This window comes from Nocardioides sp. YIM B13467 (assembly GCF_042788075.1).
Classification (GTDB): Bacteria; Actinomycetota; Actinomycetes; order Propionibacteriales; family Nocardioidaceae; genus Nocardioides.
The window spans coordinates 347,715-363,421 of record NZ_JBHZPJ010000046.1 but is presented as its reverse complement, the minus strand read 5'-3'; the positions used below and the strand labels follow the sequence as shown (position 1 = coordinate 363,421).

14 protein-coding genes and 2 pseudogenes are annotated in these 15,707 nt (G+C 66.5%); 10 read left to right on the top strand and 6 right to left on the bottom strand.

The genetic code is table 11. The features are described from left to right. Window positions 1-9: 9 nt before the first annotated feature. Genes ACFX43_RS09045 through ACFX43_RS09030 form a run of 4 tightly spaced genes read left to right on the top strand, consistent with a single transcriptional unit; the run spans window position 10 to window position 2,036 of the window. Entirely contained in the window at window positions 10-333 is a 324-nt protein-coding gene (locus ACFX43_RS09045) for an SHOCT domain-containing protein (protein ID WP_378819679.1), read from the top strand. 25 nt (window positions 334-358) lie between these two features. Next, window positions 359-904 carry a DUF1269 domain-containing protein gene (locus ACFX43_RS09040; protein WP_378819676.1) on the top strand — a complete coding sequence of 182 codons (546 nt, stop codon included), beginning with the start codon at window positions 359-361 and terminating at the stop codon, window positions 902-904. 60 nt (window positions 905-964) lie between these two features. Continuing rightward, window positions 965-1,390, top strand: coding sequence for a hypothetical protein (locus ACFX43_RS09035; RefSeq protein ID WP_378819673.1), 426 nt, complete (start codon window positions 965-967; stop codon window positions 1,388-1,390). Window position 1,391: 1 nt separating this feature from the next. Continuing rightward, entirely contained in the window at window positions 1,392-2,036 is a 645-nt protein-coding gene (locus tag ACFX43_RS09030) for an HdeD family acid-resistance protein (RefSeq protein ID WP_378819670.1), read from the top strand. A 57-nt stretch (window positions 2,037-2,093) separates the two neighbouring features. Here ACFX43_RS09030 and ACFX43_RS09025 read toward each other — a convergent pair whose 3' ends face one another. From ACFX43_RS09025 to ACFX43_RS09015, 3 genes are all read right to left on the bottom strand, one after another. Then, window positions 2,094-4,625, bottom strand: a complete 2,532-nt coding sequence (locus ACFX43_RS09025) for a LuxR C-terminal-related transcriptional regulator (RefSeq protein WP_378819669.1) — start codon at window positions 4,623-4,625, stop codon at window positions 2,094-2,096. A gap of 332 nt (window positions 4,626-4,957) precedes the next feature. Next, entirely contained in the window at window positions 4,958-5,599 is a 642-nt protein-coding gene (locus tag ACFX43_RS09020) for a hypothetical protein (protein ID WP_378819666.1), read from the bottom strand. 73 nt (window positions 5,600-5,672) lie between these two features. Next, a complete protein-coding gene (locus ACFX43_RS09015) occupies window positions 5,673-6,404 on the bottom strand; it encodes a hypothetical protein (RefSeq protein ID WP_378819663.1) in 732 nt (243 codons plus the stop codon). Between the two features lie 56 nt (window positions 6,405-6,460). On the opposite strand from ACFX43_RS09015, the gene ACFX43_RS09010 reads away from it, so the two are divergent. The 3 genes and pseudogenes from ACFX43_RS09010 to ACFX43_RS09000 form a co-directional block, all read left to right on the top strand. Next, window positions 6,461-6,886 carry a condensation domain-containing protein gene (locus ACFX43_RS09010; RefSeq protein ID WP_378819661.1) on the top strand — a complete coding sequence of 142 codons (426 nt, stop codon included), beginning with the start codon at window positions 6,461-6,463 and terminating at the stop codon, window positions 6,884-6,886. A gap of 23 nt (window positions 6,887-6,909) precedes the next feature. Beyond that, window positions 6,910-8,556: a putative cytokinetic ring protein SteA gene (gene steA / locus ACFX43_RS09005; RefSeq protein ID WP_378819659.1), complete on the top strand. Its 1,647-nt coding sequence runs from the start codon at window positions 6,910-6,912 to the stop codon at window positions 8,554-8,556. A gap of 14 nt (window positions 8,557-8,570) precedes the next feature. Continuing rightward, window positions 8,571-10,223 (top strand): annotated as a pseudogene (locus ACFX43_RS09000) (CTP synthase); the annotation flags it as partial. 534 nt (window positions 10,224-10,757) lie between these two features. Here ACFX43_RS09000 and ACFX43_RS08995 read toward each other — a convergent pair. Then, window positions 10,758-11,171 (bottom strand): annotated as a pseudogene (locus ACFX43_RS08995) (ATP-binding protein); the annotation flags it as partial. Window positions 11,172-11,343: 172 nt separating this feature from the next. Between ACFX43_RS08995 and ACFX43_RS08990 the strand changes: the two are divergent. The 3 genes from ACFX43_RS08990 to ACFX43_RS08980 are packed head-to-tail and all read left to right on the top strand — an operon-like array spanning window position 11,344 to window position 12,952. After that, window positions 11,344-11,778 carry an Ohr family peroxiredoxin gene (locus ACFX43_RS08990; RefSeq protein WP_378819656.1) on the top strand — a complete coding sequence of 145 codons (435 nt, stop codon included), beginning with the start codon at window positions 11,344-11,346 and terminating at the stop codon, window positions 11,776-11,778. After that, a complete protein-coding gene (locus ACFX43_RS08985) occupies window positions 11,744-11,893 on the top strand; it encodes a hypothetical protein (protein ID WP_378819653.1) in 150 nt (49 codons plus the stop codon). The genes ACFX43_RS08990 and ACFX43_RS08985 overlap by 35 nt, the downstream gene beginning before the upstream one ends. 30 nt (window positions 11,894-11,923) lie before the next feature. Next, window positions 11,924-12,952: an alpha/beta fold hydrolase gene (locus ACFX43_RS08980; RefSeq protein ID WP_378819651.1), complete on the top strand. Its 1,029-nt coding sequence runs from the start codon at window positions 11,924-11,926 to the stop codon at window positions 12,950-12,952. Between the two features lie 83 nt (window positions 12,953-13,035). On the opposite strand, the gene ACFX43_RS08975 is transcribed toward ACFX43_RS08980, so the two are convergent. Both ACFX43_RS08975 and lysS read right to left on the bottom strand, forming a co-directional pair. After that, window positions 13,036-13,761, bottom strand: coding sequence for a LuxR C-terminal-related transcriptional regulator (locus ACFX43_RS08975; protein ID WP_378819648.1), 726 nt, complete (start codon window positions 13,759-13,761; stop codon window positions 13,036-13,038). Between the two features lie 430 nt (window positions 13,762-14,191). Further along, window positions 14,192-15,691 (bottom strand): lysine--tRNA ligase, encoded by a 1,500-nt coding sequence (gene lysS, locus ACFX43_RS08970; RefSeq protein WP_032872208.1) that lies wholly within the window; start codon window positions 15,689-15,691, stop codon window positions 14,192-14,194. Between the last annotated feature and the right edge of the window lie 16 nt (window positions 15,692-15,707).

Below are 15,707 nucleotides of genomic sequence, written 5' to 3'. Positions count from 1 at the left end.
AGAAACGCCATGTTGCGCAGACGCATGGGCCGGCCCGGCCTCATCGGTGCCGCCGCACGTACGGCAGTCATCGCCGGCACCGCCACCGCCACCTCGAACGCCGTCAACCGCCGGCAGGCGGCCAAAGCCCAGGAACAGGCCGAGGCACAGGCGTACGAGCAACAGCAGTACGCCGCGGCCCAGCCGCCCCCACAGCCTGCTGCGCCGCCCGCTCCGGCGGCGCCGGCGCAGAGCGATCTGACCGGGCAGCTGGCCAAGCTGGGTGAGCTGCACAGCCAGGGGATCCTCAGCGACGCGGAGTTCGCAGCCGCCAAGCAGCGACTGCTCGCCTGATGGATACCAGGAGGCGGGGGAGGACATGTCGACAGGAACTCTGACCGTGTGGAGGTTCGACACTCCTGAGGGCGCCGAGGAGACCATGCACGTGCTGGAGGAGCTGGCTGATCAGGGCCTCATCGACCTCCACGACGCCGCCGCGCTCTCCTGGCCGTCGAGCACCACGAAGCTGAGGACGACCGAGCTGCATCCGGAGACGGGTGTGGGCGGGGGAACGTTGGGCGGGTCCTTCTGGGGGCTTGTGCTCGGCTTCATCTTCTTCGTGCCGCTGCTCGGCGCCGCCCTGGGCACCGCGACCGGGCTGGTCTCGGATGCACTGAGCGCCGTCGGGATCGACGACGGCTTCATCAACAGGGTCAGGGACCGGGTTACGCCCGGGACCTCGGCCCTGTTCGTGCTGACCACGGACAGCGTCGTCGACTCGGTCAGGGACGCGCTCGGCGGGCGACTGCCGTCAGACCCGATCTTCACCGACCTGACCGATGGCCAGGAAGCAGCACTGCGCGACGTCTTCGGTGCCGGAGGATCGCCCGTTGCGGGTGAGCCCGCCGGGGCCGAAGCGGCCTAACTTCTCGTCCACTGAAGCGGTCGACGAGAAACCGCTCACGACCACAGGGAGTACCCCATCATGAGCACCACTTCACAAGGCGGAGGCTACGACACTCCTGTCAAGACCGCCTTCGCCTTCTCCGGCGCGATCTTCGCAGGCACCATCCTCACGACGGTAGGCATCTTCCAGATCCTCTCCGGCATCGCTGCCGTGGCCGAGGACACGGTCTACGTCAAGGGCGTCGACTACGTCTACCAGTTCGATCTCACCGCCTGGGGCTGGATCCACATCGTCCTGGGGGCGATCGCGGTAGCCGTCGGCATCGGCCTGCTCCTCGGACAGACGTGGGCCCGTATCGCCGGCATCGTGATCGCGGTCATCGGCTCGATCTCCGCGTTCGCCTTCATGCCCTACTACCCGTTCTGGGCGCTCGCGATGCTGGCGCTCTACATCTTCGTCATCTGGTCGCTGGCCCAGCTGATGTCGAGCGATGTCGATCTCTGACATGTCCAGCTCCGACATCCCGGGCCCCGACGTACGGGGCTCGGGTGCCGGCCAGGATCCGAGCGCAGCCACACCGCCCCTGGACCGTCCCGTGGGCTCCGGGTCCGTGTTCGAGGGCCTCGGGGACTACTGGGGTCTGGTTCTGGCCTACGGGCTGGTCACCACGGCACTCGGCGTCATCCTGGCGGTCTGGCCGAAGCAGACGCTCGTCGTCCTGGCGGTGATCGTGGCGATCCAGATCATCGTATCCGGAGTGTTCCGCCTCATCGCCGCGGTGGCAGGCAGGTCCATGGAGGGCGGTCTGCGAGCGGTCGTCGGATTCTCGGGGGCGCTGGCGATCGTCGTCGGCCTGCTCTTCCTGCGTGACCCGGTCCAGACGCTGCTCATCGTCACCATCCTGCTCGGAGTCTGGTGGGTCATCGGAGGCGTCGTCGACATCATCGGCGCCATCCTCCGGCCGGCCCCTGGGCGACGTATGTGGGACATCGCCGCCGGCGTCATCACGGTCCTCGCCGGTGCCGTGCTCCTCATCAACCCGGAGGTGTCGCTGGGCGTGCTCCTGGTGATCTCCTGCATCTGGCTGATCGTCGTCGGCATCATCGCCATCGCGATGGCCTTCCGGCTCCGTTCCGAGGCCAAGAGCTGAGGTTCGAACCCGGCCGAGAGCGAGCTCGATCGCCTCGGCCGGGTCCGCGCGGAGATCTCAGATGAGGTTCAGGCTCCGCGCCACGGCCAGCGCCTCGCTGCGCCGTGAGGCGCCGAGCTTGGCGTACAGGCTGCTGACGTGGGTCTTCACCGTGTTCTCGGAGACGTAGAGCGCGGCGCTGATGTCGGCGTACGTCGATCCGCGAGCGAGCTCACGAAGGACGTCCCGCTCCCTGGCGCTCAGGCCCGGGAGCGGCCCGGCCGCCTCGTCGACCGCCTCGGTCGGACGGGGCGTGCCCTGGTCGAAGTACGTCGTCAGGCTGGACATGTCCGCGATGCCGGCCGAGATCCGGCTGACCCAGCGACGCGGCCGGAGTGCGGGGAACCGTCCCAGCATGGTCTGCACGGGCGTCCCCTGTCGGGTCCAGCCGAGGAACGGGATCGCGTTTTGGCGCACCTCGGTCTCGATCGCGACCTGCTGGAGGCTTTCGGCCGCCGCGTCGACGTCTCCCAGCTCGTGGAGCAGCTCCGCGCGCCCGACGAGCGCGACCCCTCGGGTCATCGGCTGGGACCAGGTCGCCTGCTGGGCGGCTGTGTCGAAGTGGTCCGCGGCGAGTCGCCGGTTTCCGTCGAGGTCGGCGAGCAGCGCTCTGGCCAGGGCCGCCTCGCCGTTCATCCCGCGTTCGGTGAGCTCGGCCTCAATGGACTTCAGCGAACGCCGGTCGGTCGCCAGTGCGGCCAGCTCGGCCCGGTTAAGAAGCAGAGTGACCTGCAGATGGTCCGGCAGCCGGAAGGCCCCGGGCAGGTCCAACGGCTCGCCGAGGAGCTGGCGGGCGCGTACGACCGAGTGGCCGGACAGGGTGAGGTGTGCCTCCCGGAGCCTCATCCAGAACCGGGTGCACAGGTCTGCGGGATGGAGCTTCGCGTCCGGGATGGGCGCCAGCTCGAGCCAGGGGAGTCGTGCGGTGCGCGCCAGGGCTGTAGCCAGCGCCGTGCGGGTGCGGGTGAAGTCGCTACGGGCCCCGTGCGGCTGACCTTGGTCAGCCCGCTCGAGCAGGGTGGCGGCCTCGTCTGCGATCTCTCCGCAGGCCGCCTCGCGGCCCAGCATGTATTCGGTCATCGCCAGGTGGCTTGAGGCATCGGCCCCGACAGCCGGCATGTCCCAGGTGCGGGCCAGCCCGATGGCCGAGGTGAGGCTCTGCTCCGCCTCCAGGAGCTGACCGAGCCAGCTCTGGGTGATGCCGAGCTCGGTGAGCAGCTGCGGCAGGACGTCGGCCTCGCCGCCGGCGCCGTGCCTGCCCCTGACCACCTCGGCCGCCCGGTCGGCCGCGGCACGCAGGGGCTCGAGGCCGAGTCGTGCCCGCATCAGCCCGATGCAGGCGAGCTCCTCCTCCGACATCGCCGCCGGCTCGGCCAGACAGCGGTCGAGCCAGTGCTCGGCCTCGGGTACGTCGCCGTCGAGCCATGCCTCGACCGCGAGCGCGAACCAGGCCCTCGGGGTCGTCTCGACGTGCTCGGCGAGGTTGCGTGCGAAGGGACCGAGGCGGTCGCCGTCACCGCGCATCGCCGTCTTGACGCCGTCGTCGGCGAGCACGACCGCCATCTCCTCGTGGGCGCCGACGGCTTCGAGCCGTCGCAGGGCGTCCCGCGCCTCGCCGCGCGTCCGGTCGATCCGGACAGCACGCACCACGGTCGACTGCGCCCGGGCGACGTCGACGCCGCCGGCGACCAGGCGGCGGCGTACGACCTCGGCGAGCAGCGGGTGGATCCGGTAGGCCTCCTCGCCCTCGGCGTCGGGGACGAGCGGGACCGCGCGGGTCACCAGCAGCCCGGTGCTCTCCAGATCGGTCAGGGTCTCTCCGGCGCTCGGGTCCTGGGAGAGATGGGCGGCGGTCCTCGCCGTCACGACGGTCTCGGCGGACGTGCACAGCAGCAGGTGCCTCGCGCGGGCGGACAGCGACGCGAACACCTCGCTCGCCACCCGGTCACCGAGGCCGATGGTTCCGTCCTCGAAGGCGGCCTCGCCCGCCCGGCCCGGAGAGCTTGCGTGGACCGACCGGGCCGCGAGGACGACCGCGGCGCACCAGCCGCGGGCCTGCTGGACGATGGCGTCGATGACGGGCCTTGAATCGGTGCGGGCGTGCTCGACGATGAGCGCCTCGGCCTCGGCGTCGGTCAGCTGCAGCACATTGCCTCGTACGACCGAGAAGTTGCCCAGCAGCTCCGGCACCAGCCTGGTGAAGGGCAGGTCCCAACGGCTGATCATCACCAGACGCATGGAGTCGGGATCGTCGTTGAGCCGCTCGTTGAGCATCCGGTGGGTGGCCGCGCGAAGCAGGTGTGCGTCGTCGATGACGATGCGAGGGGGCGCGCTCCCTGCTGCCTCGTCGAGCATGCCGGAGAGCTGATCGGGGGTCATCGAGCCGTCGGCGTCCACCCAGCGCTGTGCGCGGGGAGGTCCGTCGCCGGTCTGTTGCCGCAGCCATCCGGCGACGCCCAGGGTCTTGCCGGCGCCGGCGGGCGCGATCAGCAGCGTGATCGCGGCATCGGCGGAGCGGTCGAGGTCGGCCCACAGTGAGCGGCGTGGCACGTAGACCCTCGGGAGACGAGGCCATGGCGCACTGGCGGAGCTGTCACCGGCCCTCGATGTGGGTATCACCACCGCAGCCTCACGGCGCGGCATCGGTGCGGGTCCTTCTGTCGTCGAGCTTGTAGCGGGCGCCGACCTGCTGCGCTGCACAATCCCTCCCCTCATTCAGAGCTCAGATGCCACGCCGCCGTGGTGGGCCGTGCTGGGGGAGTGTGCTGATGAGCGCCACCACGCCGTCGGTGAGCCAGGCATAGTCGTCCGGGCTTCCCGCGATACTTCACAAAGTAAATGGCGAAAGACTGCGAAGGATCACCTATTTCAGGTGACCGGGATCAGATCAACTTCGGGAACGTCATCAGGATGATCGCCAGAATCACGAAACCCACGCCGCCGATGCAGAGCAGCGCCCACTGAGCTCTGCGGCGGCGCATGCGCTCGGAGAGGGCTGCGAAGAAGAGCACGGAGGCGAAGCCGATGGTCAGGACCGTGTAGTTGTCGCCGCGCTGGTTGTTGCGGAGCGCCTGGCGGAACTTGCGGTCGGCTGCCTTGTCCGCCTCGCTCGCCTGAACGGACTCGGGGATGACGTACGCCTCCATGTCGAACGGCGTGGCGGGCGCGTCGGGGTCCTTGAGCGGCCGGGCGTCGAGCCACGCCGGGAAGACCGTGGCCAGCGGCTCCGGGAAGCGCGCCTGGAGGAACTCGGTGAGCTCGGTGTCGCCGCTCTGGTAGGCCTCGAGCCACTGCGTGAACAGGGCGACCTGGACCGACAGCTTGCGGTTGGCCGTGGACTCCAACCGGGCGGCCTCGATCCGGTTCGTCGATGCCTGCGAGAAGGAGATCGACATCGCGCCGCTCCACTTGCTGGCCTGGAAGCCGGTCCAGGCCGTCAGGATCGCCGTCACGGACAGCAGCAGGATCGCGATCAGCTCGCGCCAGTCCGTACGCGAGTGCTCAGGGGCCACCGTGGTCGTCACGATCCCAGGGTGCGTACTCCAGGGGGTGTCGGTGATCGCCGGAAAGGGGTGAACGAGCGGATTCTGGCAACGTCTACAGGGCCATCTGGTCGGGCGGCCAGTCGCCCTCGTGCGGGTCGTGATAGGCGCGCCCGGACGACGGCTGCCCCTGGTCGCTGAACTCCTCGTCGTCCTGCGCCACCCAGGCGACGGCATCCTCGTAGGCCTCCCGGGTGGCCTCCCAGATCACCGCGGTGCCCTGGTAGACCGAGCCGGCCGAGCCGAGCGTGTCGTCGGTCTGCAGCTGTCGCACTAGCCGCTCGTTGTCGGTGACGATCACCAGCCTGCTGCCGAGGTCGCCGAGCCCGGCGGCGTACGTCCGCAGCACCTCGAGCAGCGTGGCGCCGGCGTCGTCAGCGCCGCGCAGCCGCAGGATCACCACGGACCTGCGTGAGGCCGGCGTCAGGTCCGGCATCTGCGAGCGCAGCGAGTTGGCGGTGGCGAAGAAGATCGGCCCGTACGGCTGGAGCACCACGACCTCGCGTTCGCCGAGGCTCCCCGGAGGGTTGGTCTCGATGACCCGGTCGTCAGCGCCCATCACCAGCCGGCGCGTGACCAGGCGTGAGGACTGGCCGATCACGAAGAGCAGCACCGACAGTCCGACCCCGACCAGCACGGCGTACTGCAAAGGCATCAGCAAGGTGAGCACCAGCGTCGTCAGCATCACCGTCAGCGGCACCGGCCCGGTCTTGCCGACCGCGAGCAGCTTGGCCGGCTTGACGGTACTGACGCCGACCACGATCAGCAGCCCGGCGAGGGCCGGCATGGCGACGAGCTCGACGACCCTGGCGAAGAGAACGATGNGGCGGTGTCGGCTACAATATGCCGGCTGTGCTGGAACTGACGGGCCCGCTTGACCGCAGCCGGCTGGAGGAGACGTTCCGGCAGCTTGTGGAGCGGCATGAGTCGCTCAGAACGTCCTTTGAAACGGGGCCTGACGGTGAACCGGTGCAGCGCATCCATGACAGCGTACCGTTTCAGCTGGATGAGGCCGAGTCAGCTGACGCATTCGTCCGGCCGTTTTGTCTGGAGGAAGCGCCGCTCTTCCGTGCGGCTCTCGTGAAAGAATCCGACGAACGTCATCTTTTATTAACGGATATGCATCATATTATTTCTGACGGTGTGTCCGTCAACACCTTGATAAAAGAATTCGGCGAGCTGTACGCAGGCCGTTCGCTTGCGCCGATGCGCCTTCAATATAAAGACTATGCCGTCNGCAGACGCTGGCCGACGCCGGGATCGAGCTGATCGACAAGATCGGCGAGGCGGGGTTGGAGAAGCTGGTGGACGGGCGGAAGGCCCGGGTCCTCGACGGCGAGATCTTCGATGGCGAGCAGCTGCTGACCTCGGGCCGTGCGCTCGACCAGGAGGCCCTCGACAAAGACCTCGAGGACGCCAAGCGGGGCCTGAGTTCCCACCTGGACCTCTTCACCCACAACAGCAGCGAGCTGCTCAAGCGCGAGGAGGAGGTGCTGCTGCACGGTAACGGCGTACCTCCTCTCGACACGCCCCTGGCCGGCCGGCCCGTCGTGGTGGTCGCCGACCATCCCGACCTGGACCGGCTCCTCGGCGACCTCTCCGGCTTCCTGCGCGAGCAGCGCCCGGCCATCATCGCGGTGGGCCCCGCGGCGAAGAGGCTGACCAAGAAGCAGGTACGCCACGCCGTGATCGTCCTGGGCCCTGACACCGACAGCTACCCCGAACCGAAGGTGCTCACCAGCGCCGCCGAGGTCGTCCTCGCGCCCGGCGCCTCCGCGAGCGAGAACGCCACCGAGCTCCTCGACCGGATCGGCGTGCAGCCGAAGCGGTTCGAGTCCGCACTCGCCCCCGAGGACGCCGCCCTCCTGGTCGCCTACGCCCAGCACCCCTCCTTGGTGGTCGGGGCCGGGCTGAGCACCACGCTGACCGACTTCCTCGAGGACCAGCGCACGGGCCTGGCCGGCACCTACCTGACCCGCCTCGCCCTCGGACCGACGCTGATCGACGCGTCCGCGGTTCCGGCGGTGCGCCGCAAGGAGCCCCGCAGCCGTCGGCTCGTCCTTCCGGTCCTGGCGGCGGTGACGGCGCTGGCGATCGGTGTACCCGCCGGCGTCTGGGCCGCCGACCACGACCTCACCGCGATCGGCACGGGAATCGCGAACAGAGCCGGCGACGGGGCCGCGGCGAGCCCCACCTCCGGCGAGAGCGAGACGAAGGCCGCGAAAGACCCCCAGCAGAGCGCCGAGGCGCAGTTCGTCGCCGAGGCCGGCGACGCGCTCCTGCCCGGCAGGCTCAGCGGCCAGAAGGTCGCCGTCGTCACCCTTCCCGGCGCCGACCAGAAGACGGTCGCAGCGCTCACCGGCAACATCAAGACGGCCGGCGGCGAGACCACGGGGGTGCTCGACGTACGACCGAATCTGCTGGACCCCGACCGCAAGCAGTACGTCGACAGCCTGGCCACCCAGCTGGTCAAGCAGCTGGGCCGGGGCGACACGAAACAGGCGACCTACCAGCGGATGGGCCAGGTGATCGGGGAGACCTACGCCGGCACGAACCCGCCGACGGCGTTCGACCAGCCCGCCAAGACCGCCGCTGTGGCGTTGCTCACCGGCGACCTGGTCAAGGCCCAGGGACGACCGACCGGACCGGCCGGCCTCGTCCTGGTCGTCCTCGGCGAGGACAGCGCGGACACGACCGCGGTCGAGGGTCTGGTCGAAGGCCTCGGGGCGACCACGAAAGGCCTGGTCGTGACGGCACCCACGGGCTCCGAGGACCTCGTGACGCTGCGCGCCAACGACTGGCCGGGCTGGTTCGCGTCGGTCGACGGCATCGAGACCACCACCGGTCAGGTCGCCGCTCCGCTCGCGCTGGCTCGACAGATGAGTCAACAAGGTGGCGATTTCGGTGCGTCAGGTTTCGGTGGCCTGCTGAAGCGTTGATAGGATTGAGGCCCATGAAGTCGGCGAGCTTGACCAAGCACATTTTCGTTACCGGGGGCGTCGCCTCCTCATTGGGAAAGGGCCTGACGGCATCGTCCCTCGGCCGTCTTCTCCGTTCGCGTGGTCTGAGCGTGACCATGCAGAAGCTGGACCCGTACCTCAACGTGGACCCCGGCACCATGAACCCGTTCCAGCACGGTGAGGTCTTCGTGACCAACGACGGTGCCGAGACCGATCTCGACATCGGCCACTACGAGCGGTTCCTCGACACCGACCTGGTCGGCCACGCCAACGTGACCACCGGGCAGGTCTACTCCAACGTGATCGCCAAGGAGCGCCGCGGCGACTACCTCGGCGAGACCGTCCAGGTGATCCCGCACATCACCGACGAGATCTCCGAGCGGGTCCTGGCCATGCACGGCCCCGAGATCGACGTGGTGATCACCGAGATCGGCGGCACCGTCGGCGACATCGAGTCGCTGCCGTTCCTCGAGGCCGCCCGCCAGGTGCGCCAGCGCCTCGGCCGCGACAACGTCTTCTTCGTGCACGTCTCCCTGGTGCCTTACATCGGCCCGTCCAAGGAGCTCAAGACGAAGCCGACGCAGCACTCGGTGATGGCGCTGCGCCAGATCGGCATCCAGCCCGACGCCATCGTGTGCCGCGCCGACCGTGAGCTGCCCGAGGGCATCAAGCGCAAGATCGCGCTCATGTGCGACGTCGACGAGGACGCCGTGGTGACCGCCGCCGACGCCCCGAGCATCTACGACATCCCGAAGGTGCTCCACCGCGAGGGCCTGGACGCCTATGTCGTACGCAAGCTCGACCTGCCCTTCCGCGACGTCGACTGGGCGCTGTGGGAGGACCTGCTCCGCCGGGTGCACCACCCCAAGGAAGAGCTCACCATCGGCCTGGTCGGCAAGTACATCGACCTGCCCGACGCCTATCTGAGCGTCGGCGAGGCGCTGCGCGCCGGCGGTTTCGCCAACGAGGCCAAGGTCAACATCCGCTGGATCCCCTCCGACGAGTGCGAGACCCCCGAGGGCGCCGCCAAGAACCTCCACGACGTCGACGCCGTCTGCGTCCCGGGTGGCTTCGGCATCCGCGGTCTGGAGGGCAAGCTCGGCGCGCTGAGCTACACCCGCGCCCACCAGATCCCCACGCTCGGCCTGTGCCTGGGCCTGCAGTGCATGGTCATCGAGTACGCCCGCAACGTGCTCGGCCTGGAGAAGGCCGACTCCACCGAGTTCGACGCCGAGACCCCCGAGCCCGTCATCGCGACGATGGAGGAGCAGAAGGCGTACGTCGAGGGCGCGGGCGACCTCGGTGGCACCATGCGCCTGGGTCTCTACCCGGCCGAGCTCAAGAAGGGCTCGATCGCGGCCGAGGTCTACGGCGAGACCTCCATCGAGGAGCGTCACCGCCACCGCTACGAGGTCAACAACGCCTACCGCGACCAGCTGGAGGACGCCGGCCTGGTCTTCTCCGGCCTCTCGCCGGACAACCAGCTCGTCGAGTTCGTCGAGCTGCCCCGCGACGTACACCCCTACTACGTCTCCACCCAGGCCCACCCCGAGCTCCGCTCGCGGCCGACCCGCCCGCACCCGCTCTTCGCCGGGTTGGTGAAGGCGGCACTCGACCGGCAGAAGGAGCAGCGGTTCCCGATCGACGAGACCAACCTGCGCCGCGAGGTCAGCGAGGTNCCCGATCGAGATCAGGTCGGCGGCCTCGGCTGGCGCGGCGGCGTCCAGGTCGAGGCCGAGTCGCTCGGCCGCGCGCCACAGGAGGGTGACGTCGCCGACCGGCTCGACCGCGGCGGTGAGCAGCAGCGTACGGGTCTGTTCGGGGAGTGTGGCGATGCGCCGTTGGAAGCCCTGCTCGACGCGGCTGGCCACCGGCTTGGCGCTCTGGCCGTCGAACCCGAACGCCAGCTCCGCTGGGGTGAGCCCACGTGGCAGCTCGAGCAGCGCGAGCGGGTTGCCGCGGGTCTCCGAGACGATCTGGTCCCGGACCCGCGCGTCGACGGGTCCGGGCAGCACGGACTCGAGCAGGACGCGGGCGTCGGCATCGGGCAAGCCCTCGATCCGCAGCTCCGGAAGGTCAGGCAGCAGCTGTTCGTCGTCGGGACTGCGAACGCCGAAGACGAGCGCGACCGACTCCGCATCGAGCCTGCGGGCGACGAAGGTGAGGATCACCTCCGACATCCGGTCGAGCCACTGCACGTCGTCCACGACGCACACCAGCGGCTCGTCGATCGCGGCCTCCGCCAGCAGCCCGAGCACCGCGAGCCCGACCACGAGGGCCTCCGGGGGATCGCCGGCGCTGAGGCCGAAGGCGGTGGAGAGTGCCTGACGCTGTGGCTCGGCGAGCCGGTCCAGATGGTCCAGCAGGGGAGCGCAGAGCTGCTGCAGGCCGGCGTAGGCGATCTCCGACTCGGGCTCGACACCAGCGGCTCGGATCACCCGGCCACCGGCCCGGTCGGCGAGGTAGTCGAGCAGTGCGGTCTTGCCGGTGCCGGCCTCGCCGCGCAGGACGAGCACTCGGCTCTCGCCCGCTCGGACCCCGCGGACCAGCCGGTCCAATGCCTCCTGCTCGGCCCGCCGCCCCGTGAGGGGCATCCCCATCTTCAATCGACACCTCGAGTCGGTCATCACCAGTGGAGCACGTTCATTCTCCCGGGTCGGCCAGGGAGCCGACCAGTGGGTCTCCCTGGCGCAGGGCCCGTGAGTCCCCGGCGAAAGTCGTCACATCACCGAGCAACACCCACCCAGAACCACAAGGAGAAGTGACATGGCGAACTACACCGGCACCGTGACCGCGACCGGCGAGGGGCGCAACGGCGGCCACCTCGCGTCCCCCGACGGCCTCATCGATCTGGGCCTGGCCATTCCGAAGGAGCTCGGCGGTGCGGGCGGCGCCACCAACCCCGAGCAGCTCTTCGCCGCGGGCTGGTCCGCCTGCTTCATGGGCGCGTTCCGCCGGGCGGCCGCCGAGGAGCGGATCCGGTTCGACAGCATCCAGGTGACCGCGAACGTCACCCTCAACCACGCCGAGACGACCGACCCGACCGCTGAGTTCTTTCTCAGCGCCGAGCTGGAGATCGTCGTCGGCGGGCTGGACGAGGAGACCATCGGCACGCTGGCCAAGCGTGCCCACCAGATCTGCCCGTACTCGAAGGCGATCACCGGCAATGTCGACGTCGACTTCTTCGCCCGCGTCGCCTGAGGCCGAGTGGCGGCCCGAGCCGAGCGACGCGCTCGCCCGGGCCGCCCAGGCACTCATCCGTGACGCGTACGCAGCCCTGGGCTGGTTCGACGGCCCGAACCCGTTCCAGGTGTGACCACATCCTGACCTGAGCGAAGAAGGTGGAATGACCATGATGAACCGCAGGACCTTTGCCAAGGCGGTGGGCCTGGCCGCGACTTCGACGGCGGCGCTGGCAGCGACAGGGGCGGGGGCGGCTGCCCGACCGGTACGCCCCGGACGAGCGAGCACGTCCTTCGACGACGTCCTCCAGGTCGACGCCGGAGAGCTGAGCGTCGGTTATGTCGACCTCGGGCCCCGCGACGGTCAGCCGGTGATCCTGCTGCACGGCTGGCCCTACGACATCCACAGCTATGCCGAGGTGGCGCCGATCCTGGCGAAGCAGGGCTACCGAGCTCTGGTGCCGTACTTCCGGGGCTTCGGCACGACGACCTTCCGCTCACCCGACACCTTCCGCAACGCACAGCAGTCCCGGATCGCCCTCGACATCACGGACTTCATGGACGCCTTGCGGATCGAAAGGGCCGTGATCGCCGGTTACGACTGGGGCTCGCGGACCGGCGACATCATCGCCGCGATCTGGCCACGGCGCGTCAAGGCACTGGTGTCGGTGACCGGTTACCTGATCACGAACCGCGAGGCCCAGCGCGCCCCGATCGCTGCGGCCTCGGAATGGGCCTGGTGGTACCAGTACTACTTCTCCACCGAGCGCGGCGCGAAGGGCCTCGCCGACCCGAGGATCGGCACCGACCTGGCGAGACTCGTGTGGCGGTTCAACTCTCCGACCTGGGAGTTCGACGAGGCGACATTCGCTCGCACGGCAGCGGCGTTCGGCAACCCCGACTACGTGGACGTCGTGCTCCACAACTACCGCTGGCGCCTCGGCCTCGCCGACGGCGCGCGCCGCTACGACGCCCTGGAGCGCAAGCTCGAGGCGGCCCCACCGATCGCGGTGCCGACGATCACCATCGACCCGGCCGCCGATCCCTTCACCCCGGCCGGCGACGGAGCGGGCTACCGCCACCACTTCACCGGTCCGTACGAGCACCGCACCTTCCCGGGAATCGGGCACAACGTCCCCCAGGAGGCGCCGGACGACTTCGCCCGCGCGGTCCTCGACGCGGACAGGCTGTGAGGTCGACATGACCGATGGTCTCGACTCCTGCGTCTCGCTGCACCATGGCCGTCGTCGAGGCCCCGCAGGGCGAGGTGTGACCCTCATGAGCCGAGGAGCATTTCGGCGAGCTCGGCACGGGAGTGGATGTCCAGCTTCGTGTAGACCTTCCTCAGGTGGTATTCGACGGTCTTCGGGCTGAGGAAGAGCGAGGCCGCGGTCTCACGAGTGGTGCGGCCCTCGGCGAGGAGCAGCGACACCTGCAGCTCCTGCGGTGTCAGGGACGCCGCTCCTGACGCCTCCCGTCGCGCCACCTTCTCACCTGTCGCCTCCAGCTCGGCCGCGGTGGTCCGGGCCCACGGGTCGGCCCCGAGGTCGTCGAAGGACTCGAGCGCGGTACGCAGGTGTGCGCGGGCATCGACGCGGCGTCCCGCGCGCCGGAGCCGGCCGCCGTACGCGAGGTGGGTCCGCGCAGCCTCGAAGAGGTCACGGGTGTCCGCATGACGTTCGATGGCCGCCTCGAAGTGAGCGTCGAAGGACCCATGGTCTGCCACGGTTCCCAACGCCCGGTGCGCCCGCGCGACGGACCAGGGTCGACCCTTCGTGCGCGCTGCGGCCGCGTACCGCCGGGCCTCGGCCTCCGCGTCGGCGGGGCGGCCGAGGCGGAGCAGGGCATCCACCAGTTCCGCGCCGGGGGAGAGATCGGGGTCGGCGATGCCCCATTCGCCGAGCCGTCGCGAGAGGTCGAGGAACGTCTTCGTGGCGGCTCGGGGGTCGCCCTCCGCGAGCTCGAGGTCGCCAACGGCGTAGAGGCACCACGCCTCGCCCATGCGGATGCCCCGTTGGGTGCACAGTCGGATGGCCTCGGTCGCATGCTCCAGACAGGCGTCGCCCCGACCCTGTCGGGACTCGAGCCANAACTCTCCGATAAAGTAGTTTGACTGACTACGCACATCGCTGTGCGATTTATTTAAAACTTTGAATTAACAGGTACGTTTTGTCTTGTTTAGTTTTCAAAGATCATTTTGTCTTTCGTTCAAGCGACTTTATTATTTTATCTTATCAATCTCTTGAAGTCAATAACTTTTTAAATTTCTTTTTTTTCGTCAGCGCCTTGTTTAGCGGCAACGAATAATAATATACCACCTCGCAAATAATAGTGCAATAGTTTTTCAAAAGAAAATCAAAAAAGTTTTATGAGCGGCTTGTTTCTAAAAAAGCGCCGTACTGCGATAAGCAGAAACGGCGCCTTCCCTTTTATTAGCGTTGTCTCATTTGAGGGAATAATAAAACGTCTCTGATAGACGGAGCATTTGTTAACAGCATGACAAGGCGGTCGATACCGATACCCAATCCCCCGGTCGGCGGCATGCCGTATTCAAGAGCTTCAACGAAGTCTTCATCCATCATATGCGCTTCATCGTTTCCTTCTTCTCTTTCTTTTAATTGCGCTTCAAAGCGTTCCCTCTGGTCAATAGGGTCATTCAGCTCCGTAAACGCATTAGCGTGCTCACGGCCGACGATAAACAGCTCAAAACGGTCTGTAAAGCGAGGGTCCTCCGGATTTTTCTTAGCAAGAGGAGAAATCTCTACAGGGTGGCCGTAAATAAATGTAGGCTGAATGAGTGTTTCTTCAATTTTTTGTTCGAAGAATTCATTGATGATATGACCTACCGTCATTGAATTTGTGATCTCGATACCATGCTCTTTTGCATGACCGCGCGCTTCTTCAACAGTCATCTCATTCCAGAAATCTACACCTGTCGCTTCTTTGACCGCATCTACCATGTGGAGTCGTTTCCATTCAGGTTTCAGATCAATCTGCTCTTCTCCGTACTGGATTGTGGTGCTTCCAAGCACTTCCTGCGCAATATGTGCTACGAGGTTTTCCGTAAGACTCATAATATCTTTATAATCGGCGTACGCTTCATACAGCTCGATCATCGTGAATTCAGGGTTATGGCGTGTAGAAACACCTTCATTACGGAACACACGGCCGATTTCGTAGACTTTTTCCAATCCGCCGACAATCAGGCGTTTTAGGTGCAGTTCAATCGCAATACGCATATAAAGAGGCATGTCGAGCGCGTTATGGTGCGTGATGAACGGGCGTGCAGACGCTCCTCCCGGTATGCTGTGCATCGTAGGTGTTTCAACTTCTAAGTATCCATGGTCATCTAAGTATCTTCTCATCGCTTGGATGATTTTGCTGCGTGTGATAAACGTTTGTTTGCTGTCAGGGTTTACGATGAGATCGAGATAGCGCTGGCGGTAACGCTGTTCAACGTCTTTTAACCCATGATATTTATCAGGAAGAGGACGCAGTGCTTTTGTCAGCAGTTCAAAAGATGTCGCTTTGACAGAAAGCTCGCCTACGTTTGTTTTGAAAACTTTCCCCGTGATGCCGATAACGTCTCCCAGGTCTGAAGATTTAAAGATTTCATATTGTTCTTCGCCGACACTGTCTTTTCTTACGTAAATTTGAATTTGACCTTCTAAGTCCTGCAGATGCGCAAAGCCGGCTTTCCCTTTTCCGCGCTTTGTCATCATACGGCCTGCAATGGTCACTTCGATCGCTTTTTCTTCCAGTTCTTCTTTAGAAAGATCCTGGTAGGCGTCAATGATCTGTTGAGATTGATGCGTTCTCTCGAAACGTTCGCCGAAAGGGTCAATGCCGTTTTCTCTCAGCTGGTTCATTTTATCTCGTCTGACTTGCAGCTGGTCGTTCAATTCCTCATGATTTTGCTCTTCTTGACTCATTGGTATCANCGGGCGC